This window comes from Lysobacter hankyongensis (genome assembly GCF_039543145.1).
GTDB lineage: Bacteria > Pseudomonadota > Gammaproteobacteria > Xanthomonadales > Xanthomonadaceae > Lysobacter_I > Lysobacter_I hankyongensis.
Genome location: NZ_BAABJE010000001.1, coordinates 452,858 through 479,223 on the forward strand (window position 1 = coordinate 452,858; position 26,366 = coordinate 479,223).

The window sequence follows — 26,366 nt, forward strand, 5'->3', positions numbered from 1 at the left end:
GCTCAGGCTCCTTGCGGCGTCGTCGACGCGATGCGCTTGCGCACCGCATCGAGGACCGGGTTGGTGGTGGTCGCCGCAGCAGGCGCCGCGTTCGCGAGGTGGTGCGAGGCGATCTCAACTTGGTCGGCGCGGGCTTGCAGCAACACCTGGCGGACCTGGGCGGCGCTCATGCGTGCAGCGAGAAACTCGGTGGTGCGTTCCGGGCAACCGGCGAGCAGGCACACCTCGGCGATGGCGACGGCCTCGCCTTGCGGATCGGGCGCAGGCGGCGCGACGGATGCGGTCGGCGCCGGCAGGGCGGCGGGCGCGACCACGGGCACGGCGGCCGGTGCGGGCGCGGCAGGGGGCGTTGACGACGCGGGCGCCGTCTCGGTGGGAACAGTCATCGAAGTCTCCGTGGGGGTTGGAAGTGCAAGCCGCTTCGTCGATGCGAGCGGTGTTGGGGAACCGGGCGAACGCCCGCGAAGCGCGGTGGCAAAGTCAGCGAGCGTGGCGTCGAGCGACGCGACGCCATCGGCAAGGCCCGCGGCGAGTGCGTCTTCGCCGAAGAACAGCGCCGCCTCGGTCGCGCGCACGGCCGCGGCGTCGAGCCCGCGCATGGCGGCGACGTGATCGACGAACAGGGCGTAGAGGCGGTCGATTTCGGATTGCAGCGCGTCGGTCGCCTGCGGCGTCAGCGGCGCGTGCGGGGTGGCGTCGTTCTTGTGCGCGCCGGCATACAGCGCGGTCACGCTCAGGCCGTTCTGCGCGTTGCGCACCGACTGGTCGATGTGCAGCGCGATCACACCGATCGAGCCGACGCCGCCGGTGGTCGAGAGCGTCACGCGCTGCGCGGCGCAAGCGATGGCGTAGCCGGCGGAGAACGCGCTGTCGCCGGCATGCGCCCACACCGGCTTTCGTGCGGTCGCTTCACGAATGCGTGCGCCCAACTCGAACACGCCGCCGGCTTCGCCGCCGGGCGAGTCGATGTCGAGCAGGATCCCGGCGACCTCCGGGGCCGCGAGCGCGGCATCGAGATCGGCGGCGATGCGCGTGTAGGACGTGAGGCCCGAAGCGGCATCGAGCCCGATTGCGCGGCGCACCAACGTGCCGTGGATCGGAATCACCGCAATACCGGGCGCGGTCGGACCGGGCTCGGGTTCAGAGGCTTCCGGCACGATGACCGGCAACGCCAGCTCGGTCGGCGCCAGTCCGATGCGCGGACCGAGCACGGCGAGAATCGTGTCGAGTTTGGCGCGCGCGATCAGCAGCGGCGTCCCGTAGAGACGGGACGCCAGGTGGACGAGAGCAGTCATCAATTCGCCTGGGAAGAAGGAGTCGCCGCCGCTTGCGCGGGGTGGTCGTAACGGGGATCGGAGTCGAAGCGCAGGCCGAGCGCGTCGGCGCGTGCGTTGTCGGCGGCGATCTCGCGGTCGATGTCCTCGGCGTCGTAGCCGAAGCTGGAGATCGCTTCCGCGCGCGACAGCAGGCCGCCGCGGATCGCCGCGATCATCGCGTCGAACTCCTTCTTCGGATCGACCCACTGCCAGCCCTGCGCGATCCACTTCACCGCGAGGTATTGGCGACGACGCGCGATGCCGCCGCGCGCGTAACCGGGCAGTACCAGCGCGCCTTCGAGCACGGCCTGCGTCATCCACGCGCGCCACAGCGGGCGGCACAATTGATGCACGATCACGCCGTGCTGGATCGCCTCGCAGCGGCGCCGGAACTCCAGCAGGCCGGCACGGATGGAGGAGTAATTCACCTGCGTCAGATCGCCGGTGAGCATCTCGTAGGTGATGCCCATCGCCGCGGCGACGGCGCGGAACTGTTGGCGCATGAACTCCGCGTAGCTCGAGCCCACGTCCGCCGGCTGCGAGAACTTCACGTCCTCGCCCGGCTCCAGGAACTGCATCGTCCCCGGCTCCAGGCTCGCCATCGCGACGCCCTGCGCATCGGCTTCGCCTTCGCCGAGCAAGGGGTCTTCCGGGCCGCCGCGGGTGATGAAGCCCGCGAACATCGCCGCGGTCTTCTTGCGCACCAGCTCTGCATCGTCGTACTGGTCGAGTTCGTGCAGCTTCACCAGCGCCCGCGCCAGCCACGGCTCGCCGCGAATCTGACCGGGGCGCAACGGGCGGAACAGGTGCAGGATTTCGTTCGCCGGCACACGCACCGTGTCCAGGCCGCCGTGCGCCGACATCGGCGTGAGCATCCCGTCGCCGGGATGGCTCTTGTACAAGTGATAGGCGACGCGCACGCCGATGCCGTTGAACTCGATGCCGGCGCGGATGACGTTGCCGTTGGGCAGCTCCCGATTCAGCGTCGTCGGCAGGTGCTCGGGTTCGAGTAGTTGCAGCTGCAGGCCGACGCTGAGCCGATCTTCCGGCCGCCGGTAGCGCAGCCGCACCAGGCACTCGCCGCCTTCGAGCATCGCCCGGCACGCCAGCGCCTGCAGGCCGTAGAAATCGGTCAGGCCGGCCGCATCCGCCTCCTCGCACCAGTCGCGCCACAGCGCCTGCACCGCCTCGCGCTGGACGAGATCGGCGAGCATCGACTGCGGCTTGATCCCGGTACCGATGGCGTTCGCGACGAACGCCTCGACGCCGGTCGCGGCCCAGGCGTTGCGGCGGACCAGATCGCGGCTCTTGGCGCGCAGTTCATCCTGCGCATACGCCAGCGCCGCGACCGCGCCGGGATTGCCGACCTGCCAGAAGCGGGCACGTCGCCCGCCGCCGACGCCGTCGTAAGTGGGCGACGCGCCGAACATCCGGGCGCGCAGCCGCGACCACCAGCTCATGCGATCACGTCGCCTTGTCGGTGTTCACGACGACGCGGCGCGGGCGGCGCTTGACGGTGCCGGCGGCGATCGCCTGCTCTTCGAGACCGCGTCGCACGACGCCGATCGCGGCGATCAGGTCGTCGATCGAGCGGTATTCGACGGTGCGATCGCCGAAGGTCACGCGCTGTTCGCCGGTCGCGAGCGCGCGTTCGAGCGCGGCGAGTTGTTCGGGGGTGTAGCTCATGCAACGAATCTCAGCGATGGAGCCAACGGCTCTTGATCACGCGCCGACGATTCGGGCGCGCAGATGTGGAAAGGCCACCGTTGTCGGTGGCCTCCTCGGGTCCGGTGGTGGTGGCGATGGGCGGTGGATCGTTCGTCCGGGCAATGCCGAGCGAGCGTTCCAGTTCACGCCAGTGACGATCCTCGAAACGATCCAGTCCGGCCGCTGCCGCTGCAGCGCGCGCGTACACGTAGCAATCGAGCGCCTCGTTGCGCTCGCGCAGCTTCTGCCACTCGCGGACCGCATAACCGCTCCGGTCCCGCCGCGTGATCAACTGCTCCGCGCACAATTGCTGCAGGAACTCGGCGTCGATCTTCGGCAGGTGGAGGTAACCGGCGGGGTACACCGGCGTCAGACCGTCCTCCGCCACGTCGGCGTGCAGGCGCAGATGCTGGTACAGCTCCTGCTTGGCGATGCCGACCACCACCGTGTACACCTTCACGCCGCGGCGCAGCTTTTTGCCGGCGACGGTGACGTCCACCGCCGTCGGCGTCCCGATCAGCGCCGCGCCGCGTGCCGCGCCCTTGACCGCCATCACCCGCGGATCGCGGGACGCGCGCACGAAGGCGTACACGGCCTGCGTCGCGAAGCCGGTATCGATGGCGAAGCGCGCCAGCGGCAACTGCGCCCCGCCCGCGTGCGTCCAGGTCTCCGCGAGCAGTGCGCGCAGTTGCGTCCACACCGCGTCGCGCGCGGTGTCGCCCATCAGCACGCGGTGCTCGACGAGCCACGCGGTCTTGCCGCGGCCGAACGCCCACACCGAGACCTCGATGCGGTCTTTCTGCACGTCCGCGCCGCCGACCAGCAGCAGGCCGCCGCGCGGCACGCTGCCGATCCGGTAGTCCTCCCGCCGTTCGAGCAACTGCTGCCAGTCCGGCGCCTCGCCCTCCTCGACCCAGGTCTCGCCCAGTTCGGTGTTCTTGAACGTCTTGATCGCCGACGCCGAGCCGGTGGTCTTGTCGATCGCGCTCTCCCACGCCGCGGCGATCTCGCGCCAGCTGCGCCAGCCCACCGGGCTGTACAGCGACGACAGGTGAAACCCGGCGGTCCGGCCGTTGCCCGGCGCGGTCGCCCGCCACTGGCCCTGCGCCAACATCGCCGTCTTGTGGTGCTCGGCGATCGGCGTCTCGCAGGACTCGCAGACATAGGCTGCCGTCTCCGGTCGGCCGCGCTCCCAACGCAACTGCTCGAACCTTAACCACTGCGCATGCGCGCAGTGCGGACACGGCACGAAGTAGCGCCGTTGATCGCTCGCCTCGTACTCGCGCTCGATGCTGCTGGTGCCCGCAATCGTCGGCGTCGAGACGATGAAGATCTTGCGGCGCGTGAAGGTGCGCGTGCGCGCTTCCGCCAGCGAGATCGCATCGCCTTCGCCCTCGACGTCGAGCGGGTAGCCATCCACTTCGTCGAGAAACAGATACCGCACCGGCATCGACCGCAGGCCGACCGCGCTGTTGGCGCCGGTCATCACCAGCACGCCGCCGCGGAACTCCTTGGCGAGGATGGTGTTGCCCGCATCGCGCGAGCGTGCCCGGGCGATCAACGCCGCCAGCACCGGCGACTCCTCGATCAGCGGATCGATCCGCTGTTTCGAGTTGCGCTTGGCCATCTCCACGGTCGGCCACACCGCCATCATCGGGCCGGGCGCGTGGTGGATCACGTAGCCGATCCAGCAACTGCCGCACTCGGTACCGCCGACCTGCGCGCCCTTCATGAAGACCACGCGCTCGACCGGCGAGGCCGGCGAGAGGCAGTCCATGATCTCGCGCAGGTACGGCGTGCGCGCGGTGCGCCAGCGGCCAGGCTCGGCCGAGGCCTTGCTGGAGAGCATCCGGTGCTGGTCGGCCCAGGCGGAGACCGAGAGCAGCGGATCGGGGGTCAGACCCTCGTGCCAGGCGCGGTCGATCGCGTTCGCGCCTTCGTAGTCGAGCATTCGTGAACCTTGTTGCAGTGCGACGTCGGCGCTGCTTGGCTTTGGTGGCGAACAGCGCGTTCATGCGGTCCCCGGCCATACCGGCCATCAAGGACACCGCCATGCACGACGCGCTCCACACCGATCTGTTGCTCGTCCGCCAGCGCATCGAGTCGCTGTACGACGCTTATCCCGACGACGAGGAGTTCCAGAACGGCCTGAACTTCGCGGTCAGCGGCATCGAGCAGGCGCTCGGCGCGGCCGGCGGCGAACCCGACGCCGTCCTGCACCCCGGCGACCACCTCGACGGCATCGAGAGCCTGCTCGCCGAAATGCACATCCGCCTCGAAACGCGCAGCGAGGAGGCCAACGATGACCCCGCGCAGCACGCGCGCCTCGTCATGATCGAGCACCTCCTGCAACAGGCCTGCGCGCTGCTCGTGGGCTAATCCACCTTCACGCGCACTTCGCCCAACTCGGCGAGGTGCGCGCGGACTGCCGCTTCCAACGCCAGATGCATCGCATGCGGATCGACCGCGAGCGTCGCCGCCATCTGCGCCGACACCCGCGCGGGCCAGTTCAACCACGCATCGCGCTCGTCGCGCGCCAGCTTGAACACATGCGCCACGACCTGCGAACGCTCGACCAATTCGCCCTTCAGGCGCGCGAGGCGCACCTTGTTGGTCTGTGCCTTCACCACCTCGTTGACGGTGCGCGCCTGCAACAGCGAGGCACCGCCCGCCGGCAGCGCCGCCGTGCCCGCGTCGCGGCCCGTCTCGCGCCCGATGTCGGCCGCCTCCGGCACCGTCACGCGCGGTGCGCGCGCCTGCGTGCCGCTGCGTGCCGGCGCGGAATTGCGCGCCCACTCCGCGTCGGCCTTCGCGGCATCGATGGTGCCGTCGGCCTCCGGCGCGATGCGCCCGGCCCGGATCGCCTTGTGGACCGCGGTGTCGGTGACGCCGCGATGGCGCGCATACGCGCGGATCGAAATTCCCATCCGAATGCTTGACCAATGACTTGACTTCGCGCGCGCACAGCGCGCCAGGCGACGGCTTCCCGTCCGTTGGCTTAACGACGCACGGATCGGCGAATGAGCGCTTGGCTTCGGTGGGGAACAGCGCGTTCATCCCATCGCGCCAACCAAACCCAAACACCACACGCAAACAGGAGCACCGCAATGAACACCGCCACCACCGCCAAGCCGATCACGCTCAACGACACCCAGACCGCCGTGCTGACCCACGCCATCGACCGCACGCAAGGCAAGGTCGAATGGTTCCCCGACACCATCAAGGGCGGCGCGCGCAAGAAGGTCATCGAAGGCCTCTTCACCCGCGCAATGATCATCGGCAACAACGGCGACTGGATCGTCACCGATGCCGCCTACGAGGCGCTGGGCCGCGCGCGCCCCGAGCAGACCGCCGCCACCGAAACGGCGACGCCGGCCGGCAAGAAGGCCGCACGCAAAGCCAAGGCCGCACCGAAGACCGAAGCCTCCGGCGAAGGCGAACAGGCCGCGCCGCGCACCCGCGAGAACAGCAAGCAGGCGCAGGTGATCGCGATGCTCAAGCGACCCGAAGGCGCCACCATCGCGCAGATCTGCGAAGCGACGAACTGGCAGGCGCACACGGTGCGCGGCACCTTCGCCGGGGCCTTCAAGAAGAAGCTCGGCCTGACCGTCACCTCCGACAAGGCCGAAGGCGGCGTGCGCGTCTACCGCATCGCCGAGGCCGCGCCGACGGCGTGATGTCGCAGCGCAACGCAGTCTGACGTAATGCCGCGCCGATACGCGGCATTGCGCACCGACAATCGATGCGCGACGGACCTCGCGAAAGAGCGAAAAAACAAGCCGATAAGCGCGATCTTTCGCTTGGCTTCCATCGCGAACAGCGCGTTCATGTCCGCACACACACCACACGAAAACATCACCACATGAGCACGAACACGGACACCGCCATCCCCGCCACGCAAAACGAAAGCTGGGGCTTCTGGGGCACGATGCGCGGCTACGCCAGCGTCGCGTGGCCGCTCGCGATGACCGCCATCGCCGAGGCCACCGGCGAGTCGCTCGACGCGGTGCGCGCCTTTCTCGACAGCAAGGCCGGACGGCACTTCGCCGATGAAGTCAGCGGCCACCAGTACCACGGTCAGGCGCTGCCCGATGCGATCACGACCACCGTCGCGGCATGGATGCGCATGACCATCAAACGGCGCACCGCCATCGACTACGGCATTCCGCAGGGATTGCCTTACCTCACCGGTTTCGTGATGCACGCCGCGATCCACGACGAGACCGCCGAGCGCGGTTGACCGCGCCTCGACGATTCCACCCTCACCCCCAAGCACTGGAGTTTCCGATGTCCTCCTCGATCGATTTCTACCTCAAGCAACTCGCGCCGCTGGTCGGCGGCACCATCACCGCGCTCGCACGCAGCGGCGCGAGCGACGATCCCCTCGACGAAGAGTTGTACGGTTTCGTCGTCAAGTGCCGCGACGGCAAGGAACGCACGCTCATCCTGCTCAGCGACGACGAGGGCAACGGCCCCGGCAGCTTCATGTTCAACGAAGACGCCTGACCGCACCGGGATCAGGCCGCGCCCGGTCCCTTCCTCGAACGCCACCACGGAGCAGGCCATGCACGAATGGCAGATCCACGTCACCGGCGTCGGCTGCATCGGCACCGTCCACGAACGCAACGACACCCTCGCGCGCTGCGCCGCCCTCAGCCGGTACGGCGAGGACGGACTGCGCGCGAACGCCGATGCGCGCATGTCGAAACGCATCTACGAAGACGACGAGTTCAGCGTCGCGAAGATCTGACGCACCCACCGAACGACACCTCTGCGGGATCGGGCATCGCCCGGTCCCGCGTTGCGATCCACCTCAGCGATCCGACAACGTGTCCATCAACGCCCGGATGACTTCCGCGCCGAGGACCGGGACGATCGCATTGCCGGCGGCGCGCAATCGAGGAATGCGCGCGGGTATCCCATCAGCCAGAAGACGAATTCCGGTGCGAGGGACCCGGCGCGCCTTGCCGTCGTGGCCGACGATCCACTCGACGTCGTCCCAAGCGCCGCGCTCACGTCCATCGCGATCCCGCGCAGCAATGGTTCGTGCCTGCGCGTGCCGCTGCGCGAGGTCTGGCCGCCGCTCGCGCAGGCGCTCGTCGGGGTCGGATACAGTCCCAGCGCGATCTGCCGGATCGCCACCAACCCCGCCGAATTCCCCGCACCGTTGTAGCCATCCTTCGGCGGCGCCAGACTCGTCGGCGTCGGCCACAACGCCAGCGCCTGCGCCGCCAGATCCGGCGAGCGGTCGCGCTCGACTTCCCGGCGCGCGCCCTCCGGCGTGCGGATCGACTTGTCCGCCGACGCCGTCGGCGTCGCCCACAGCGCCCGCACCGTCGCGTACACCTGACGCGGCAGCAGATCCGTCCGCGACGCGCCATCCTTCCTCGGCGCCAGCGACATCCCCCACGAGTCTTTGTAGTCGCGCGTCGTCGGTGTAAGCCACAAACCACAGTCGATCGCGTCGATGGGGCGCATTGACGGCACAAGCCGGAACAACCGCCGCTTCGCAGGTGTAGCCGAGACTCGCCAGATCAGCGAACACTCCGTCGAGCCAACCCTGGCCAGTCGCCGCTGCAACCTGCTCACCCACGAGTGCGGCGGGGCGACGCTGTCGGACGAGCCGAAACACGTCGGGCCATAGATGCCGTGGATCGTTGGTCCCACCGCGCTTCCCCGCGACCGAGAACGGCTGGCACGGGCACGAGGCGCTCCACAGTTCGACGTCGTCGGGCCAGCCGGCGAGCCGGGCGGCGTAGGCCCAGCCGCCGACGCCCGCGAACAAGTGGACCTGCCGGTGGCCCGCGAGGTCGTTCGCGTCGAGGTCACGGATGTCGCGCCCGTCGACGCGCCCCGGCGCAATCAGGCCGGCGGCGATCTGGTGATTCAGCCATGTGCAGAGGTAGGGTTCGATTTCGTTGTAGAAGGCCGGCGCGTGGATCGGCGCGTTCACTCGACCGCATCCGCCGCGTCGTCGAACGCGACGCCGTCGCCTTCGCGCACGGCCTGCTCACCACTCCATGATTGCCAGCGCCGGACAATGACGTCGCAGTATTTCGGATCGAGTTCCATCAGTCGCGCGCGCCGGCCGCTCTTGTGCGCGGCGATCAGGGTCGTGCCCGATCCGCCGAAGCTGTCGAGGACCACATCGCCCGGCCGGCTGGAGTTGCGGATGCACCGCTCCACCAACTCCACGGGCTTCATCGTCGGGTGCAGATCGTTGCGCTGCGGCTTCTTGATCTGCCACACGTCGCCCTGGTCGCGATCGCCGCACCAGTGGCGCTGCGCGCCTTCCGGCCAACCGTAAAGAATCGGCTCGAACTGGCGCTGGTAGTCGGCGCGTCCGAGCGTGAAGGTGTTCTTCGCCCAGATCACGAACGTCGACCAGTGACCGCCCGCGGCGCGAAACGCGGCCTGCAGCGTGTCGAGTTCGCCCGAGGACATGGCGATGTAGATCGCGCCGCGGCAGTGCGCCACGATCGGCGTCAGCGCCGCGAGCAGGAAGTCGTGGAAGGCCGCGCCGAGATTGTCGTTGAGGATCGCACGCTGGGTGCCGCGCAGCTTGTCCTTCGCGCTGTTGGCGTAGTCGACATTGTAGGGCGGGTCGATGAAGACCATGTCCGCGCGTTCGCCGGGCAGCAGACGCACGTAGCTCTCCGGGTCGGTGGCGTCGCCGCACAGCACGCGGTGTTCGCCCAGCACCCACACATCGCCTGGGCGCGACACCACGGCGACCGCTTCCTCGGGCACGTCGTCATCGTCGACCTCGCCGGCTTGGTCGGTCTCCTCGCCCGCCAGCAACTCGGCGAGTGCGTCCGGATCGAAACCGGTCAGGTCCAGGTCGAACCCGTCGGCCTGTAGCGCCTCCAACTCGGTGCGCAGCATGGCGTCGTCCCAGCCTGCGTTCTCGGCGATACGGTTGTCCGCGAGGACCAGCGCGCGACGCTGGGTCGGCGTCAGATGATCGAGCACGACCACCGGCACCGTCTCCAGCCCGAGCTTGCGCGCCGCCAACAGGCGACCGTGACCGGCCACCAGCACGCCATCGGCACCGACGAGACACGGGTTCGTGAACCCGAATTCGACGATGCTGGCGGCGATCTGCGCGACCTGCTCGTCCGAGTGCGTGCGTGCGTTGCGCGCATAGGGCAACAGCCGCGCGAGCGGCCAGTGCGCGATCTTCTCCGCGACCCAGCTCATGCCGCCACCTGCCCGCTGCCGCGGCGTTCCGCGGCGACCACATCGAAGGGTTGGCCGGTCGCTTCCAGCGTGATCGGCAGACCCGGCAGTTGCTGGCGGATGCGTTCGATGGCGACATCGACGTACTCACCAGCGATCTCCACCGCGCGACAGACGCGCCCGGTGCGTTCGCAGGCGATCAACGTGCTGCCGCTGCCGCCGAAGGGTTCGTAGACAATCTCGCTGGCGTCGGTATACGCCTCGATCACGAACGTCGGCAGCGCGACCGGGAACACCGCCGGATGGTCGATGCCCCGGCCGAGCTTGCCCTTGTGGCGCATGACGCGAATCACCGAGTCCGGGATCCGCATGGCCTGCGTCGGTTGGTGTTCGTGCGACCACGCCAGCGCGCCGCCATCCCTGCCGCGCAGCGCGGTGGACGAGCCATCGGCGCGCAGGTGAATGTCCTGCCCGGCGAACTTGCAGGGCACGGTCTTGTTCGGCTTGCGGTTGCTGCGGTTGAAGTGGAAGACGAACTCGAAGCTCGGCGCGAGGCGACCGCGCCAATCGCCAGGCAGACCCGGCCCCTGATCCCAGACGTACCAGCCGAAACGGCGCCAGCCGGACTCGCGCATCCACGCGACCCAGCCGTCCCAATACGGCTGCACTTCGTTGTCGTCGTGGACGAGGCCGAGGTTGACCAGCAACTGCGCGTCGTCGCGCAATGCATCGTCGGCGGCAGCGAACACGCCGCGCATCAGCGCGTCCCAGTCGCCGATGCTGCTGGCGTAGTCGCGCTGCCGGGCGTAGGGCGGCGAGGTGATGCACAGGTGTGCGGTCTCACCGCGCATCAGCGCCGCGACCACGGCCGGATCGGCGGCGTCGCCGCAAATCAGGCGGTGCGGTCCGATGATCCAGACATCGCCCGCGCGGGACACCGGCGCCATCGTTGGTACGGGATCGTGGTCCTCGTCACCGTCTTCGTCGCTGTCCTCCGGCGCGTCGGCATCGGCACCTTCGTCGTTCGCCGCTTCCGCAGTACGCAATGCGTGTTCTGTATCGCCACCCACCGCGTCGCCGTCTTCCACCAAGTCGAGCAGGCGCTCGATCTCGCTGGCGGAGAAGCCGGTCAGGTCCAGGTCGAACCCCGCGTCCGAGAGGTCCGCGAGTTCCAGCACCAGCAGCGCGTCGTCCCACCCCGCGTTGAGTGCGATGCGGTTGTCGTTGATGATCAGCGCGCGCTTCTGTGCCGCGTCCAGGTGCGCCAGTTCGATGACCGGCACGTCGGTCATGCCGAGCCGGCGTGCGGCGAGCAGCCGACCGTGGCCGGCGATCACGCCGTTGTCGCCATCGACCAGGATCGGCGAGGTCCAGCCGAATTCCACGATGCTCGCGGCGATCTGCGCGATCTGCGCATCGCTGTGCGTGCGCGGGTTCTTCGCATAAGGAATCAGCGCCTCGACCCGGCGGGTCTCGACGGTGAGGGCGTGAGGCATCGTGGGCTCGGAAAAAGAAACCCACCGACCAGCGCGTCCGGGAACAGGGGGGACGAACGCGCTGGCCGATGGGCTGGAGAGAGGGGTGCAAACGTGCGAGGCGCAAACCCGGTGTGCAAACCGCAAACGGTGCAAACCTCGGTTTGCAGCTTGACGGTAGCGAGGTTCCGCGGCTCTGCCGCCCGCTCTAGGCGGGGCGCAGGGAGGACCCGTAGACCCTGTGGGTCTACAACTGACCTCGTGGGTCGCCATCACGTCCGAAGCGTGCTGCTTCAGGACGCATGACCACCGTGGCAGAAAAGATACCCCGGAATCGGGGGGAGTGTTTCACCAATTTTCGTGGGATTTTACGATCCAACGCGCGCGCTTGCGTTCGATTGCGTCACGTCGCGTCATGCTGCGTAATCGCCTCCACGATGCGTGGTGGCTGGCCGTTGAGCTGCACCACGATCAATGTGAGCGCGTGCCGCCAACGCCGCCACGCGGTGGGCTTGGAGCAGTGCTGCGCCTCGCAGATCGCACGCCACGGCACGTAGCGGGCGCGCGCCCACACCAGCTTGCGCTGCTCCACGCTCAGCCACTGCAGCCACTGCGTGGTCTCGGCCAGGCGATCGACGGCCGCAGGTGTGGCTGGGAAGCGCAGCACGATCCGCTCGTCCGCGTAGCCCTCCCACGACTGGCGCGCGATCTCGGGCCACAGGCTGACGTAGCCTGCCACGCGCGCGGCGGGCAACCGGTAAGACGTCGCTGCGGCTTCGTGGAAGCGGTGCTCGACTTCGTCGAACGTCCACACGGTCATGCCGAACGCTCCTGCGCGATGGCCCAGTGCAGCAGCGCGAGCGCATCCGCTTCGTTGTCGTCGACGGGCGCGTAGCCCCAGCCCCGCACCGCGGCGAGCATCGCGTCCTTGTTCGCGTTGCCCTTGCCGGTCGCGTGCTTCTTGATCGTGCCGACAGGCACGCCCTGGTACGGGATCTGGCGTTGCTCGCACCAGGCCGAAAGCTGACCGAGGAAGCCGCCGTAGGCGTGTGCGGCGTCGGTGGATGCGTGCCGGCGCACTTCCTCGAACGCGAGCTGCTGCATTCCGCCCGAGAGCGTCTGCAGTTCATCCAGCCAGCGGACGAAGCGCAGGAAGCGCATGCCGCCGCCCTCGAAGCGTTGCGGTTTGAACGATTGGGAGCCGCTCACGATGCGGCGATCGGGGGTGCGCAGTGCCCAGCCCGTGGTGGTGCCGAGGTCGAGCGCGAGAAGGGTTCTGGTCATTCCGGAGTCCTGTGGGGGATCAGGTCTGACACAGCCGACTCAGTTCATGGTTAACCTCTTACGCGCGCGGGTATGGGCGTAAATCATGAGCCGTGTCGGCTGTGTCAGGCGTGTTAGTCGAAGTCGGCGTAGGGCGTGAATCCAACCTTTGGCGCGACCTTCAAGCCGATGCCCTGGAAGCCGCGGACACCCAACGGGTTACGCCATTTCTCGATACCGCGGGCGACCATCTGGTCGGAGAACCGACGCTGCGAGCCGACGAACTCGCCCGCCGCTTCGGCCCAGGCCTTCCAGTCGTTGAACAACTCGCCGGTCAACGCCTTGGCGTTCGCGTCGCGGACGCACCGCTCGTCGATCCACCGCCCCAGCGCATCCTCGGCCTCGAAGTACTCCTCAGTCGCCGAGAGCACGCTCGCGGGTGGCTGCAGGCCTCTGCGTTGCCACTGCAGACAGCCGGCCAGCGCCCAGGCGAGGATGCCGTCGCGCTCGGCGAGCAGCTTCTCGGTGAGCTTCGGATCGCGGCGCTCGGGCGGGATTGTCACCGTGAACGGGATCAGGTGCATGCGCCGCTTCATCGCTTCGTCGACGTTGCGGATGGCCGGTTTGTGATTGCCCGCGATGACCAACTTGAACTGCGGGGTGTACTCGAAGAAATCCTGCCGCATGAAGCGCGCTGAGACCTTGTCGCCGCCGGTAATCGCCTTGACCTTCGACTCGTTCCAGCGCCGGCCCTGTTCGGTTTCGACCGAGGCGACGAAGCGCGCGCCGCGCAGTCCGGCCAGATCGGTCGGGTGGCGATCGCCGCGCGCTTCCATGAACGTATCCATCGGCGCGTTGGTCGCGTAGTCGCCAAGGATCGTCGCCAGTGCGGTCACGAACACCGACTTGCCGTTCGCGCCGGTGCCGTACAGGAAGAACAGCGCGTGCGCGCTGGTCGCCCCGGTGAGGCAGTAGCCGGCCATCCGCTGCAGGTACGCCTGCAACTCCGCGTCGCCGCCGGTCACATCGCCAAGGAACGCGCGCCAGCGGGCGCAGTCGCCGCGCGGCGTCGCCGTGGCGATTCGGGTCATCGCATCCTCGCGCCGATGCGCCGCCAATCGGCCGTTGCGCAGATCGACGACCCCGCCCGGCGTATTCAGTGCCCAGAGGTTCGCATCCCACTCGTCCGGGATCGAACTGAGTTCGGGCTCCGATCGTGCGATCCGCTCGACCGCGGCGATCGAGGCGGCGCTGGCCAGCCGGCGACTCAACGGCGGCGACTTCGACATCAGCGCCGCCGCGCAGCACATTTCGCGCGCCAGGTGCATGACGTACAGGCGCTGGTCGGCGTTCCACCGCGTGCCTGTCCAGGCCAGCCACTTGCCCCACGGTGCGCAGTAGCGCCAGTCCTGGCCGTTGCGCCGGGTGAACGCCCGCGCCAATCCGGCTTCCGAGGTCCAGTCCAGATCCTCGAACAGGCCGTGCCCGGCCGCAGGATCGCCCGCCTGCGCGGTCTGCGTCGCCAGAAGATCGCCCGCATACCGGACCGGCGTGCATGGGCCGGCGACCAGGAATCCGGCGACATCGAAGCCCTCGGCGATCGCATCGGCCGCATCCCAGCCTTCGGGTTTGTCTTCCGGCGGATAGAGAATCCGGCAGCCGTGCGCGCCCGCGGCCAGGATCGCCTGTGCGGCGCACTCGGCGTACTCCCAGCCGGGCTTGTCCTTGTCGGGCCAGATCACCACCGTCTTGCCGGCCAGCAGCGACCAGTCGGTCTTCTCGACCGGCGCGTTCGCCCCGTGCATCGCGGTGGTCGCGACGATGCCGGCGTCGATCAGCGTCTGCGCACACTTCTCGCCCTCGACCAGCACGACGGTGTCCGCGGCGGCGATGCCCGGCTGGTGGTAGAGCGGCCGCGGCTCCGGCGGCGCCATCTTGCGGCGCTTGGCGTCCCACGGCCGGAACTCCTTCTTGCCGCCCAGTGGGTCGTAGCGGTACACCACCGCAATCAACTGGCCGTCGGCGTCGAGGTAATCCCACTTCGCGGTCGCCGGGCCGAGGTCGTCGATCGGCGGCGATTTTTTCGGTTTCGCGATCGGCATCGCGGACGCACGTCCGAGCAAGCGACCCGCCTCGTCCAGCACGCGCGGAAACTCGGCGTGTGCATCGATCCGGAAGTGCGCCGCGATCAGGTCGAAGATGTCGCCGCCGGTATTGTTGGCGCGGTCGGTCCACAGACCCGCCTTCTCGCCGGTGAGCACCACCTCCAGGCTGTCGCCGGGACTGCCGAGCACGTCGCCGATCAGGAACTTGCCCTGCCGCTTTCTGCCGGCGGGGAACAGCGCGGTCAGCACCGATTCCAGACGATCGAGCAGTTGCGCGCGGATCTCGTCCCGACCGTCGCGTGGCGCGGCGACCTGCGGAACATCGTTGAAGTCCAGAGACGGATGCGTCACTGCGCGCTCCCCTCGCCGGCCGGCATCGCATCCGCGCGCAGACGCGCGATCCGCTCCACGGCCGCGACCGTCGTGGCACTGGCGAACCAGCGCCGTGCCTGTTCTGTCCGGGCGCGATCAGCGGCTTCACGGCAAATGCCGCGCACCCGGTCGAACACGACAAGCGTATCGTCCCGGTGCCAGCCTTGATCGGTGCGAACGAACCAGCTTCGCTGGCGCGCGCTGTAACGGCAGTCGTTGCTGTGGCGGCGCACAAAGATCTCGGCGAGCCCTTCGCGGCGGTGCCAGTTCACGCCGTTGAAATCCGTGGCGACCGGCGGCGGTGAGACGACGACCGTTGCGGCATCGGCCTGTTCCAGTCGCGGTGCGATCACGGCCGCGTGGCGATCGCGCCACTGCTCCAGTTCGCTGAGCCGGAACCGGACCAGATGGCCGATGCGATAGTGCGGCACGCCGCGCGCGCTGCGCTCGACCTTGTTGTTGAGCCACTGCATCGGAATGCGCAGCGCCTGGTGCGCGGTGCGCGCGGCGACCATCGGCGCGTTGCAATCGGGTAGGACATCGGGGGTCATGCGGATCTCCAGCAGCGGTCCTGCCAGGCGCAGAACCGGCACTCGAAGTGGGTGGGATCGGAGAAGCCGCGCGGCAGCAGCTCGCCGGCATCCGTGGCGAGCACGATCTGCACCGCGCGATCGGACATCCGCTGCGCGAGCTGGCCGTCGAAGGGCACGCGCTCGGCGTAAACCTCCATCGTGTCGGCGTTGATCGCGGTGAACAGCGCGGGATTCGCGTGAAGGTCGAGATAGGCCTGATACATCGCGACCTGCGCGGCATACACCGGCTTCGCGACGGCGAGCTTGTTCTTTTCCAGTTCGCGCCAGGCCTTCGCGCCGAGGAATTTGCACTCCCAGAGCGCCGGGTAGTCGTAGCCCTCGGGGCCGCCGACGAAAACGCCGTCGACGTGCCCCTTGAGCCGCCCATCGAGCGCGGAGAAGCCGAACTGCGTGCCGTCGTCCTGGCGCGTGCGCAGATCGAAACCGGCGCCGCGCAGCCAGGCGACCATGCTCTCCTCGAGCACGTGACCGCGCTCGAAGATCCGCAGCATGCGGCCGTCGGTGTCACGGCCGGGATCGACCGGCGCGTCGGCATACTCGTACTGCAGCGCACGCGAACAGGCCACACCCAGCCGCGATGCACCGAGATAAGTGCGCCGGGGCTCGGCCGCGCGCGCCTGCTGCAGGCCGATGTCGATCAACGCTTCGAGGCGTCCGGACTCGGTCGACGATGAGTTGAAATCCAGCATCGTTCGGCCTCAGAAGGGAATTTCGGAATCTTCGAAATCGTCCAGCGGCGGCAGTCCGCGCAGCGCGCGGGACTGCTGGTGCTGCTGGCGTTCGTAGGCGTGGATCACCGCATCGATGACGTGCAGCGCCTGCCGCTGCGAGTACTGCGCCAGCGGCACGGCGAAGCCAACCGCGTCGGCGGCATTGCCGAGCGCGAGCAGGCAGGCGCGCTGGGCATCGGGGGACAGGGGCAGAGTCACGGGAACAAGCTCCTCCAGCGCCGCCGGCTCGTGCCGGCGGCGGGTGTCGTAGAGTTGGTGGAAGGCGTCCTGGCAGCGGCGCGAGCAGAAGGCCCAGCGGTGCGGGTAACGCCGTGGATCGGCGGGCGGGTGTCTCAGGTCAAGGTGACCGAACCCGCGCGCCGGTTGGCCGCAGGCCCAGCACCGCACGAGCGGGCCTTACTGCGCCCACGTCGGGCGGCCAGTCGGGGCTGCCGGCCCGACGTGCGTCGCAGCCGGCGCGGCCACGCGGGCCGCCGCACCGGCCGCGGGCGGCGCGCCCGGCGGATAGTCCGGCTGTCCGGGTTCCACCGCCTGTTTGATGATGTTTTTCGCATCGCCCCGCCCGTCGCGCTCGATGTCGATCTTCGCGACGAAGGCGATGCCCTCCAGTTCGTGGAAGCCCTGGATGCGCCGTGCGGCGGCGGCCTGCGGCGAGTTGTCCTCCGGTCGGACGTTGCGCGCGGAGTTGAGCATCGCGCGCAGGAAGCTCCGGCCCATGCCGGTCCAGGTCGGTCCTTTCGGGCTGTACAGGCCGATGTTCGACCACAGCTTGCGCTTGGCGAACGGGCCTTCCAGCACCACGAACTCGCAGGCCAGGTAGATCGCGCCAGTCTCGTCGCTGCGCGTCGCCCAGCCGCCGGTCCAGCCTTGCGAGGGATCGTTGTAACCGCCGGGTTTGATCGTCATCCGTACCCAGGCGACGGTGCCCTTGGGGATGACGTCGAAAGTCTGCTGCTGTTCGGCGTCGTTGAAATCGTTCCAGACGGTCATGGAGTCTCCTGCGCGGCAACAGCCGGCGCGTGCGAAGTGGTGGTGGTCGTGGTCGCGGGGCGCGTGAAGTCGAGCCGTTCGAGCGCGGGGCGCGCGCTGCCGGCGATCTTCTGCATCAGGCGGCCGAGGTGCGGTTCCTCGATCAGATCGAGCCGGCCGGAGCGGTCCTTGGCCGGATAGCCCCACGGGTTGAGGGTGTGGCAGACGAAGGCGCGGTATGCGGTGCCGTCGTCGGCCGCGATCTCGGTCATCGTGACGACTTCATCGACGATCCCCGGCAGTTCGAGGCCGGTCTTGCTGCCGTCGATCTGCAGTTGCAGCAGGCGGCGGCCGAAGTCGTCGATCTTCTCCTCGAGGATGCCGACGAACCACACGCTCTTGCCGCGGGTGTGCTGCAGGTGCGTGAGCCACGCGATCATCTCTTGGCCCATGAGGCCGTAGGCGCCGCGCATGTCAGGCTTGCCGGTCTTGTCGGAGTACGCCTGCGGCTGGCCCTTGCTCCACTGCAGGCAGAGCCGACCGGCGACGGTGATCGAGTCGACGAACAACGTGTGGTACTTCGCCAACTGCGCCGGATCGCCGTAGCGCGCGCAGGCGGCGGCGTAGTGCGCCTGGCTGTACGCCTGGTCGTCGCGCAGCGCCGGGTTCGGGCCGCCGATGAACACCGCCAGGTCGCGGCACTCGCTCCAAGTGCGCGGGCGCAGGCTGTCGCCGGCCCAATCCTCGACCGCGAGGTCGCCCGCCTCCAGATCGAGGAACAGGGTCGAGCCTGCGTCGAGGGTCCACAACTGCGAGGTCTTGCCGATGCCGGATTTGCCGATCAGCACGCCCTTCACGCCGCGGCGCTCGGACATGCGCTGATCGGCGCCGATGATGGGAAGCGTCATCTCAGCCCTCCCCTGCCTGCGTCAGCCGATACGTCGGCTTGCCGGGCTTGACGGTGCGCGTGGCCTCGAACTGCGAGCGCAGCGTCGACGGCCAGTTCTGGAAGCGCGATTCGGAAATGCTGTAGCTCACGTCGATGAATTCCTCGACGGACTCGCCCGCGGCATCGATGCGCTTGGCGATCGTCGCCAGTTGCGCCTGGTCCCAGGTCACGCGCTTGGACACGTCCACGGTCAGGCGCAGATCGCCGTCTGCGACGTGGACGACGCCGAAGTCCTTGCCGCCGTCGTTGCGCGCGGCGCGGATGCGATCGCCGTAGGTCTGCTCCAGCGCGGCATCGAAGCGGGCCTTGACCTGCTTGAGCCAGTCGCCCGCCTGCTCCAGTTGCTGGGCGAGGAGGATCTTCTGTTGAGGGGAGAGCGCCGCCAGTTGGGCGACGGACAGTTCGGCGAGTTCCGCCGGCAGGAGGGTGAGGTCGGTCATGATCGTCGTCCTCACGCGAACGCGCGTTCGCCGGTGCCGCGGCGCAGCGCCTGGCGTTCGTAGGCCTCGACGTCCTCGCGACGGTAACTGACGCGATTGCCGAGTTTCAGATAGACGGGGCCGATCCCCATCCGGCGCCACTGCTGCAGCGTGCGGTGGGAGATGTCCCAGCGCCGGGCGAGCTGGTTCTCATCGAAGGCGCGAGCGTCGTCGGAGACGCCTTGCGCGTGGGTGCGGTCTTGCATGTCGTGCTTCTCGTCGTGCTGCGGTAGCAGCGGGCGACACACAGACTATGCATCGGACGGTTGGAATACAGGTGGAAAGACGGTTGGAAAACCGGGAATTTTTTTCCAACCTTAAAGTCATTGAATTGATTGGACTTTCTGCCGATCGGCATATCGAAAACGCTTGCCCCGCTCTTTAGCCGGACGGTAGGATCGGGGTATCTCGGGGCAGCCAACAAAGCCCCGTCGCACACAAGAAGGAAGCGGTCATGGCCAGCGAAGCTCCGATCCCCGTCACGGTGGGGAACGCATTCGAGAAAGGGAAGTTCTTCATCATCGAGCCGAGCTTCTGGGGCGGCGGTAGGATCCCGGGCTTGGAGATCGCCAATGAAGACACTTTGGCGCTTCCTGGCGCTCACACGGTGGAGCCACCCAACGGCGATCCGAATCAGTACGCGGAGCGTCCGCATCTGATTCATGTGCCCGAAGAGGGTGGCTTGCCGCGCGATTTTGAAAATCTGTACGGCATCTGGATCGTCTCCGAGGCGTTGAAATGCGTGTTCGAGTCGGTCGACCCCGATGGGTTCGTCTTCGTCGCTTGCGATTTCACGCTCGCGGATGGTTCACCGGGCTCTCAGCTCTACTTCTGCGGTGTATTGCGAACACTGGACGCACTCGATGAGAGTGCGTCGAGGGTGAAGATCGAAACTGGCGATTTCGTCAATGGCAAGTACTACGACCGTTCGGGGGGAGCGAGTTTGATCTTCAAGGAGGAAGTCGTCGGATCAGCGCATGTGTTTCGGACTCCTTTCGCACTTACGGTGTTCTGTGATCGCATGCTCTATGACGCTGTGAATGCCGCAGACGTCGCGGGCGTGAAGTTCATTGACGCCGCTGACTGCTGATTGCCAGGCATATGTCCGCAAAGGAGTTGCACTCATGAGCGACACGCCTGTTTTTCAGGGGCATCACGTCATCGAGCAGGATGCGTATAGACAAAGCCGACTGCTTCGGGAATTGTCGAAGCAAGGCTTGTTTGATCTGCATGCTCCCCGCAACCTGCTCAATCTGCCTGTCGATCGTGCGTTGGCAGCTCAACTTGATCTTTCACCGCACCCAGGCGGCCCCCTCGGTGCATATTCCGAAGGTGTCCAGTTGCGGCTTGAGCGGCTGCAACAAAGTCCCGACGGCCAAGCCGCACTTCGAGGCGACCGCGCTGCTGCAGAACGCATGGCTGTCAGGGTGGGCGAACTGACCGATACGATGAAAGCCGGACTGGTCAACGGTGATCTGCATTCCAACACGCCACAGGGCATGACGCGCGAACAGACGAATGCGCGGATTCGCGAATTCTTCGGCGACATCGACGGGTATCGACAAAGTCACGCGACCCAGATAGCGGAGATCGGCAGGATGCCTGGACAGGAGGCGCGCTGGGCTGGCGTGACCCGATCGGAAGGCAACGTCGCGGCGACGCTCGATGCGATCGAACAACCGGGTATGAAGCCGGTGGGTGGCGATCCTGCCGCAGGCCGACAATCGCTCGGCTCGGCCGTTGCGCAGGCGAACGAAGCGGGACGTTTGCCGCTGTCGGAACCGATGGAGGTCAGGCTGCGTGCCGCCTTCCCGCAGGAGATGCCGCCCACGCTCGTGCGCGCGCCTGCGTTGCCGGAAATGCGTGGACCGCTGGTGGAAGGCGGCACGGTGCCGGACGTGGACACGCCTCGCAGCGGAGCGCCTGGTTCGGGCCGCGCCCTGCGTGTTGTCGGCGCGGCGGGCGTCGCTCTCATGGCTTACGATTTCGTCAGCACCGGCCATCGTGTTCTTGAACTGCGGGCGCAAGGCAACGACGCCGCGGCCGAAGCCGCTGGCACGCGCTTCGTCGGTCGCAATGCGGGCGGCCTGCTGGTTGGCTTCGGAGCAGGCTTCGCCTACGGCGCCGCCACCGGTTCCTGGACCGGCCCAGGTGCGCTGGTGTCCGGGGTGGTCGGTGGCGGTGTTGGGGCTTATCTGGGCGACAAATGGGCGGATCAGAAGCAACTCGAGCAGATCTATACCCAGACCGACGTCAATGGGAATGCGTGGACGCGGGACCCTGCGGATCCTCAAGGCGCATGGTTGCGCACGACGCGTGCGCCGAATGCGACAGGCGGGTTCGACGAAACACGACTCGTCGCCGTCGGTCGTCTGGCCGACGAACTGAACTACAGATCCGCCAACGACTCCTATTCGCTGGGTCTTGCGAATCCTCCGGAGCCGAAAGCACCGTTTCGGCTGCCTGCGGAACCTGGAGTCGACTCGCCGCGAGCCCCGTTCGAGATCGGCCGAGACTATGTGCGTGACGCGCAGTCCGGGAAATGGCAGATCGAGATCAGAGAGAACCTCGACGGCCGCATACCGCTGACCCGGCACGAACCGGTCAGCGATGAACGTGCGACGGAGTTGGAACGCCAGTCGGCGCTGATCATCGCCAACAACGCCGCCAACACACCTGCGGTGATCGCTGCGCGGTATCAGATCGCCCACGACCAGTTCGCCTGGGGCGAATTCGCATCGAAAGAACCGGTTCCACCGGTGATCCGCAATTCTGCCGCACAGACCGAGACGCTGCCGGCGTCCGATGGGAACACCTACACCCGCGGTGCCGACGGGGAATGGACCAGGCCCGGAATGCTCGGCACGAACCAGGCGTCGGGCAACACCCGCGAAGAATTGAATCGCACATGGCAGGCGCAGCAGGTGGGATTGCAGGAGCTGTCCGAGTACGCCGCGATCGCGCGGGCGAATCCGACGCCAACGGAATACGGCCTGCGCAACGCGGTGACCGATGCCTACGCTCGGGCTGGCGTCGTGCGCAGTGATGGTGACATCGATGCTGCGACGAGGGCGGTCACGCAGGATCACTCACGCGATGGCCTCGGTCGGTCGCCCTACACGCTGGAAGTGCGTCCCGATGGTTCCATCGCGACGTTGGTCGGCCACGACGATCGGCGCATGGAAATCAAGAGCGTCACCACCGCCGAGGAGATCGAGCGGGCGCGGACAGAAGCGACGCTTTCGCCGCATGCGATCGAACGTCCATCGGAACAGGACCGCGACGCCCGCGCACAGGCGCAACGCGAAGCGAACCTGCAGGGGCTGGCGCAGGACGGAGGTGCCCAGACGGTCGCAGCCACCATGCGCATGGCCAGTTCCGGACGCCGCGACGATGGCGCTCAGGAGCCGGATGCGCGGCAGGACGACAAACAGAAGGCGCCATCGCCCAATGATCGCGTCGAGCCGGTTGCAGCTTCGACACTGGCGCTGTCGCCACGACTTCCCGATCCGCGCGACGCGGATCACCCCGATCACCGCCTCTACAAACAGATCGAAGCCGGCGTCGCCCGCATCGACGCCTCGACCGGCCGCACGTTCGATGCAACCAGCGAGAGATTGGCGATGAGCACGCTCGCCGACGCGAAAGCTGCGGGCATCACCTCGGCCGACCATATCGCCCTCAATACTGCCGGCAAGCTGCAGCAGGATGGTTCACGGGTTTCAGGCGGGACACTGCTCTTCGTCGTGCAGGGACAGGATCCTTCCGACCCGGCGGCACGCCGCTCCATGACCGACGTGGCACAGGCCGTTGAACGCCCACTGGAGCAGTCGCAACAGAAGCTCGATGCGGTGAACCAGCAACAGGCGCAAGCGCTGGCGCAGCAACAGGATCAACCCACGCCGGACAATCCGGGGCGGGGATCGAGGATGATTTGACACAGCCGCCGCGCGCGGCGGCACCCGAAGCAGGAACACCGCAGGCGTCAGTATGGCCCGTGGCCGTATTTTTCCCTGAATTTCTGTTCCCACGAATCGCAGGCTTCGCGCAAGGTCTGGCGTGTTTCGATCCCGTTCGCGGTATCGTTCAGAGCATCTCGGCACGCCATGATCATTTCTTGTTCGCTCGCTTCCTTCGGATCGAAGGTGTACATCCGAATGGCGACGACGAAGATCGCGAACAGCACCACCATCACCACCAGACCGATGACGGCCTTGAGACAACCTCCGCCGGTGCTGGCGGGATTGCGCGCACCGCAGTGAATGCAGGCTTTCGCCTGGTCGGAGTACGCTTTGCCACACTCCGTGCAATTGATCATCATGGACCGAGCATCCCTTCGCGTTCATCGTCGACATGGGCGCACGACTGTACGGGCTCGCGCGCGGATCGTGCAACTTCCGGCGCCCGTCGAGGCAGGCTCACAGCTTGGCCGTGTCGGCGGCAACATCTCGCGCCCACCAGTATTGGCCCTGTCGGTTCGAGCGCACCAACGCGCGATACGCCCGATGCGCCTGCGGATACTTGCTCTGCGGAAAGGCCACGATCGGCTTGTCGAGATCGACCTTCGCCCGGCGGAGCAACGCTTCACGCTCGATCCGTTCGCCGGACAACTCCCACAGCACCCGCAGCAGCGCCGACTGCGTCGGCGTGAGCGCCACCGGTTCGGTCTCCCCCGGCAGCAGCACCGTTCTGAAATCCGGCCCGAACGGCCCGTGGCGACCATCTTCGTTGCCTAGCGATGCCTCATCGAGTATGCCCTCCCACACCGGGCCGGCCACGACCAGGCCCGTCCCGCGGACCTGGAACGCCGAAGCGAGCGGTACGACCGACACCGGCAGCCCCGGCAGAAAGACATCATCCGGCGCAGTGGTCGTCAGCAGGATCGCCGGCCCCTGCCCCACCAGCGACGGCCACACGGCATGGAGTGCGCGCCCGGTCCTTGAAGACCTCAGCCGCTCGCCATACAGGATGCGGCGTCGCGCACTCCCGCGGCCCAGATCGCCCAGCCGCCAGAGCTGCCCCGGCACCAACGACCAGGGCGGTCCAACGGGCAAGCCCAACGCCTGGGCGATACGGCGCCGCAGCCATTCGCCATCAGGCGCGAGCCGCTGCAAATCCTGTGCCGCCAGCACGACCTTTCCGCACCCCACGCAAAGCGCGGAGCCCGCGGTGATCACGCGGACGCTATGCGCCTCGCAGCGCGGGCAGATGATCGTCCGCGCGCGCGACGGGACCAGCGCCCCGATCTGCTGCAATCGTTCGAGTTGCCTGCGTTCGACCGGGTCGGCCAATGCAGGCGCGATCGCGCCACCCTCCTCCTCGATGCAGGAGGCCAACAATGCCAGGCAGTCCATTGCTCATCAGACCGTCGTCGGCAAGGTTGACCCCATCGGGGTATCGCGACCCGGCGCCTGCCGCCAGCGGATCAGCCATGTTTCGATCTGCGCGCGCGTGCCGACATCGAAGTCGCCCAGATTGCTGCCGCCGCGCCGTTTGAGCGCGAGCATCACCGAGCGGCCGATCGGCTGCCCCGGTTCCGGGAAGAAGTCGACGCCCAGCACCGCCTCGACCAGTCGGAAGCGACGGCGACGCATCGGGTTCTCGATCGGCATCCAGATGTCCAGCACCTCCAGCACGCCGACACGCGTGTCGCAGGCAGGCGCCATGATCGCGATCTCGCCGCCCGTGATTTCATCGAGCATGGTCGCTTCGAGCAGACGCACGTTTTCCACGGCCATCTCGTCCGGGAGCATCAAGGGGCGGCGCAGGTAGTCCAGTGGCTGCGGCATCGGATCGGCAAGCAGGGGATACAGTCCGCGCATGCGGACAGCGTCATCGAAGATCGCCGGGTGGCGCAGGTACATCCACAGCGCGCACTGCGCAGGCGCATCCGGCAGATGCAGCGGGTTCACTTGCCCGGCATGCGCCTCGTTCGCGGCGCGCAATGCATCAAGACCGGCAGCATCGGCCAACAACGCGACATGACGCATGCCCGCCAGAATGCAGCCACGCACGGACTCGGGCGCGCGCTCGATCGCGGTCGCGATGCGCAACCGCTTGTAGGTATCGCCTTCCGGCCTCTCGATCTCGAAGGACAGTGTCAGGCCGCATTGCGCCAGAAAATCCAGGAGGACTTCATCCGGCGGGATTTTCAACAACAATTCCAGATAAACCATAGAGCTGGACACGATTCGTCTCCAGCGTAACCCCAGTTCTTACGTCGACGATCCCCTTCGCCGACAAAGCGCCCCGCAGATCCACGCTTGTTCACTTTCACCATACGTAAGATTCGGATTCTAGAACTCAGGTCACAGTTGTCAATCGCCTGAAGTCATACGGTGATAAAATTTACACATTCCTGTTCATGCGCCGTATTGGCGGCGCCTCCGACCGAGGGAGAAGGCGAATGGCGACCTCTTTCAGCCTCCGATTGCGGCGACTGCGCAAGAATTCAAGCCTGACGATGGAGGGATTGGCCAACGCGGCGGGCATCAGCAAGAGCTATGTCTGGGAACTGGAGAACCGCGAAGTCCCCCACCTGTCGGTCAAGGTTCTGGTCGATCTGGCCAAGGCGCTGGGGGTCACCACCCAGGATCTGATGGGCGAGCCTCCCCCGTTGCAGGCTTCCCCCGAAGACCTGCAGTTCTTCCGTAAGTACATCCGCATGGACCGGGCCGACAAGGACCGGCTCAGGACGATGGTCGATCTGTTCGATCGGCCCGCCGCCAAGCGCGCAGGACGTAGGCGATGATGAACGGACATCACGCCCAACGACTTTCGTCAGGTTGCTAGGACTCCGATTCTGCAGAGGGCCCAGCTGCGTGGGCGAGCAAAACCAGCGTTGGACAATCTGCACCGGCTGCGACGCGGTGACACTGTTCCACCATCGTCTCCAGATCGACTTCCAGTCGTCTGAGGTCCTGAAGCCGCTGCCGCACTTCGGCCAGCTTCCGTTCGGTCAGTCGTCGCGTCTCTTCACACGCGCGTTGGCCTTTGACCCTCAATAGGCCCGCGATTTCGTCAAGACTGAATCCCATCGCCTGGGCCCGGCGGATGAACTGCAATCGGCCAACGTCCTCGATCCCGTAACGCCGTACGCTGCCCAGCGCACGCGAAGGCTCGCGCAGAAGCTCCCGCCTCTGGTAATAGCGAACGGTCTCGACATGCACACCGGCGGCAGCGGCCAGCCGACCGATCGTCATTGCGTTGGTAGTCATGGCTTGACTCC

31 protein-coding genes are annotated in these 26,366 nt (G+C 67.3%); 8 read left to right on the forward strand and 23 right to left on the reverse strand.

Going from position 1 to position 26,366, the window contains the following annotated elements:
* Positions 1–2: 2 nt before the first annotated feature.
* Genes ABD974_RS02030 through ABD974_RS02045 form a run of 4 tightly spaced genes read right to left on the reverse strand, consistent with a single transcriptional unit; the run spans position 3 to position 4,974 of the window.
* Positions 3–1,295: a S49 family peptidase gene (locus tag ABD974_RS02030; protein WP_345301598.1), complete on the reverse strand. Its 1,293-nt coding sequence runs from the start codon at positions 1,293–1,295 to the stop codon at positions 3–5.
* The gene (locus ABD974_RS02035) at positions 1,295–2,776 is read right to left on the reverse strand and encodes a phage portal protein (protein ID WP_345301599.1); all 1,482 of its coding nucleotides are present in this window, start codon (positions 2,774–2,776) and stop codon (positions 1,295–1,297) included. Before ABD974_RS02035 ends, ABD974_RS02030 begins: the two co-directional genes overlap by 1 nt.
* A 4-nt stretch (positions 2,777–2,780) precedes the next feature.
* A complete protein-coding gene (locus ABD974_RS02040) occupies positions 2,781–3,002 on the reverse strand; it encodes a phage head-tail joining protein (RefSeq protein WP_345301600.1) in 222 nt (73 codons plus the stop codon).
* Between the two features lie 10 nt (positions 3,003–3,012).
* Positions 3,013–4,974, reverse strand: coding sequence for a phage terminase large subunit family protein (locus ABD974_RS02045; protein ID WP_345301601.1), 1,962 nt, complete (start codon positions 4,972–4,974; stop codon positions 3,013–3,015).
* A gap of 101 nt (positions 4,975–5,075) precedes the next feature.
* Here ABD974_RS02045 and ABD974_RS02050 point away from each other — a divergent pair, with 101 nt between their 5' ends.
* On the forward strand, positions 5,076–5,402 hold the full coding sequence (locus ABD974_RS02050) for a hypothetical protein (protein WP_345301602.1): 327 nt from the start codon (positions 5,076–5,078) through the stop codon (positions 5,400–5,402).
* On the opposite strand, the gene ABD974_RS02055 is transcribed toward ABD974_RS02050, so the two are convergent.
* A complete protein-coding gene (locus tag ABD974_RS02055; RefSeq protein WP_345301603.1) occupies positions 5,399–5,950 on the reverse strand; it encodes an elements of external origin in 552 nt (183 codons plus the stop codon). The genes ABD974_RS02050 and ABD974_RS02055 overlap by 4 nt on opposite strands.
* Before the next feature lie 180 nt (positions 5,951–6,130).
* Between ABD974_RS02055 and ABD974_RS02060 the strand changes: the two genes are divergently transcribed.
* The gene (locus ABD974_RS02060; RefSeq protein WP_345301604.1) at positions 6,131–6,700 is read left to right on the forward strand and encodes a DUF3489 domain-containing protein; all 570 of its coding nucleotides are present in this window, start codon (positions 6,131–6,133) and stop codon (positions 6,698–6,700) included.
* Here the strand turns inward: ABD974_RS02060 and ABD974_RS02065 are convergent.
* Positions 6,667–6,852, reverse strand: a complete 186-nt coding sequence (locus tag ABD974_RS02065) for a hypothetical protein (protein ID WP_345301605.1) — start codon at positions 6,850–6,852, stop codon at positions 6,667–6,669. The two genes, ABD974_RS02060 and ABD974_RS02065, sit on opposite strands and share 34 nt — an antisense overlap.
* A gap of 33 nt (positions 6,853–6,885) precedes the next feature.
* Here ABD974_RS02065 and ABD974_RS02070 point away from each other — a divergent pair, with 33 nt between their 5' ends.
* The 3 genes from ABD974_RS02070 to ABD974_RS02080 are packed head-to-tail and all read left to right on the forward strand — an operon-like array spanning position 6,886 to position 7,773.
* Entirely contained in the window at positions 6,886–7,263 is a 378-nt protein-coding gene (locus ABD974_RS02070) for a hypothetical protein (protein WP_345301606.1), read from the forward strand.
* Between the two features lie 47 nt (positions 7,264–7,310).
* Positions 7,311–7,529, forward strand: coding sequence for a hypothetical protein (locus ABD974_RS02075; protein ID WP_345301607.1), 219 nt, complete (start codon positions 7,311–7,313; stop codon positions 7,527–7,529).
* A gap of 58 nt (positions 7,530–7,587) precedes the next feature.
* Complete coding sequence (locus ABD974_RS02080; RefSeq protein ID WP_345301608.1) at positions 7,588–7,773, forward strand: hypothetical protein; 186 nt, start codon at positions 7,588–7,590, stop codon at positions 7,771–7,773.
* Positions 7,774–7,836: 63 nt separating this feature from the next.
* Here ABD974_RS02080 and ABD974_RS02085 read toward each other — a convergent pair whose 3' ends face one another.
* From ABD974_RS02085 to ABD974_RS02145, 13 genes are all read right to left on the reverse strand, one after another.
* Entirely contained in the window at positions 7,837–8,976 is a 1,140-nt protein-coding gene (locus ABD974_RS02085; RefSeq protein WP_345301609.1) for a DNA cytosine methyltransferase, read from the reverse strand.
* Entirely contained in the window at positions 8,973–10,223 is a 1,251-nt protein-coding gene (locus ABD974_RS02090; protein WP_345301610.1) for a site-specific DNA-methyltransferase, read from the reverse strand. Before ABD974_RS02090 ends, ABD974_RS02085 begins: the two co-directional genes overlap by 4 nt.
* Positions 10,220–11,698, reverse strand: a complete 1,479-nt coding sequence (locus ABD974_RS02095) for a site-specific DNA-methyltransferase (protein ID WP_345301611.1) — start codon at positions 11,696–11,698, stop codon at positions 10,220–10,222. Before ABD974_RS02095 ends, ABD974_RS02090 begins: the two co-directional genes overlap by 4 nt.
* Before the next feature lie 382 nt (positions 11,699–12,080).
* Positions 12,081–12,497, reverse strand: a complete 417-nt coding sequence (locus tag ABD974_RS02100) for a DUF6362 family protein (protein ID WP_345301612.1) — start codon at positions 12,495–12,497, stop codon at positions 12,081–12,083.
* Entirely contained in the window at positions 12,494–12,961 is a 468-nt protein-coding gene (locus tag ABD974_RS02105) for a crossover junction endodeoxyribonuclease RuvC (protein ID WP_345301613.1), read from the reverse strand. The genes ABD974_RS02100 and ABD974_RS02105 overlap by 4 nt, the downstream gene beginning before the upstream one ends.
* Before the next feature lie 113 nt (positions 12,962–13,074).
* A complete protein-coding gene (locus ABD974_RS02110) occupies positions 13,075–15,396 on the reverse strand; it encodes a phage/plasmid primase, P4 family (RefSeq protein ID WP_345301614.1) in 2,322 nt (773 codons plus the stop codon).
* Positions 15,393–15,968, reverse strand: coding sequence for a hypothetical protein (locus tag ABD974_RS02115; RefSeq protein WP_345301615.1), 576 nt, complete (start codon positions 15,966–15,968; stop codon positions 15,393–15,395). Before ABD974_RS02115 ends, ABD974_RS02110 begins: the two co-directional genes overlap by 4 nt.
* The gene (locus tag ABD974_RS02120; protein WP_345301616.1) at positions 15,965–16,699 is read right to left on the reverse strand and encodes a hypothetical protein; all 735 of its coding nucleotides are present in this window, start codon (positions 16,697–16,699) and stop codon (positions 15,965–15,967) included. The genes ABD974_RS02115 and ABD974_RS02120 overlap by 4 nt, the downstream gene beginning before the upstream one ends.
* Before the next feature lie 9 nt (positions 16,700–16,708).
* Entirely contained in the window at positions 16,709–16,939 is a 231-nt protein-coding gene (locus tag ABD974_RS02125) for a DUF6511 domain-containing protein (RefSeq protein ID WP_345301617.1), read from the reverse strand.
* A 198-nt stretch (positions 16,940–17,137) separates the two neighbouring features.
* Positions 17,138–17,731, reverse strand: coding sequence for a hypothetical protein (locus tag ABD974_RS02130; protein WP_345301618.1), 594 nt, complete (start codon positions 17,729–17,731; stop codon positions 17,138–17,140).
* Positions 17,728–18,618 (reverse strand): ATP-binding protein, encoded by an 891-nt coding sequence (locus tag ABD974_RS02135; RefSeq protein ID WP_345301619.1) that lies wholly within the window; start codon positions 18,616–18,618, stop codon positions 17,728–17,730. Before ABD974_RS02135 ends, ABD974_RS02130 begins: the two co-directional genes overlap by 4 nt.
* 1 nt (position 18,619) lies before the next feature.
* On the reverse strand, positions 18,620–19,099 hold the full coding sequence (locus ABD974_RS02140; RefSeq protein WP_345301620.1) for a hypothetical protein: 480 nt from the start codon (positions 19,097–19,099) through the stop codon (positions 18,620–18,622).
* Positions 19,100–19,110: 11 nt separating this feature from the next.
* On the reverse strand, positions 19,111–19,344 hold the full coding sequence (locus tag ABD974_RS02145) for a helix-turn-helix domain-containing protein (protein WP_345301621.1): 234 nt from the start codon (positions 19,342–19,344) through the stop codon (positions 19,111–19,113).
* Between the two features lie 248 nt (positions 19,345–19,592).
* Between ABD974_RS02145 and ABD974_RS02150 the strand changes: the two genes are divergently transcribed.
* A complete protein-coding gene (locus tag ABD974_RS02150) occupies positions 19,593–20,228 on the forward strand; it encodes an imm11 family protein (protein WP_345301622.1) in 636 nt (211 codons plus the stop codon).
* A 34-nt stretch (positions 20,229–20,262) separates the two neighbouring features.
* Entirely contained in the window at positions 20,263–23,076 is a 2,814-nt protein-coding gene (locus ABD974_RS02155) for an XVIPCD domain-containing protein (protein WP_345301623.1), read from the forward strand.
* Between the two features lie 47 nt (positions 23,077–23,123).
* On the opposite strand, the gene ABD974_RS02160 is transcribed toward ABD974_RS02155, so the two are convergent.
* The 3 genes from ABD974_RS02160 to ABD974_RS02170 form a co-directional block, all read right to left on the reverse strand.
* A complete protein-coding gene (locus ABD974_RS02160; protein WP_345301624.1) occupies positions 23,124–23,459 on the reverse strand; it encodes a hypothetical protein in 336 nt (111 codons plus the stop codon).
* A gap of 97 nt (positions 23,460–23,556) precedes the next feature.
* Positions 23,557–24,492, reverse strand: coding sequence for a hypothetical protein (locus tag ABD974_RS02165; protein WP_345301625.1), 936 nt, complete (start codon positions 24,490–24,492; stop codon positions 23,557–23,559).
* A gap of 6 nt (positions 24,493–24,498) precedes the next feature.
* Complete coding sequence (locus ABD974_RS02170; protein ID WP_345301626.1) at positions 24,499–25,326, reverse strand: hypothetical protein; 828 nt, start codon at positions 25,324–25,326, stop codon at positions 24,499–24,501.
* Positions 25,327–25,544: 218 nt separating this feature from the next.
* Here ABD974_RS02170 and ABD974_RS02175 point away from each other — a divergent pair, with 218 nt between their 5' ends.
* Complete coding sequence (locus ABD974_RS02175) at positions 25,545–25,889, forward strand: helix-turn-helix domain-containing protein (RefSeq protein WP_345301627.1); 345 nt, start codon at positions 25,545–25,547, stop codon at positions 25,887–25,889.
* 37 nt (positions 25,890–25,926) lie between these two features.
* Here ABD974_RS02175 and ABD974_RS02180 read toward each other — a convergent pair whose 3' ends face one another.
* Positions 25,927–26,355 carry a MerR family transcriptional regulator gene (locus tag ABD974_RS02180; protein WP_345301628.1) on the reverse strand — a complete coding sequence of 143 codons (429 nt, stop codon included), beginning with the start codon at positions 26,353–26,355 and terminating at the stop codon, positions 25,927–25,929.
* Positions 26,356–26,366 lie beyond the last annotated feature (11 nt).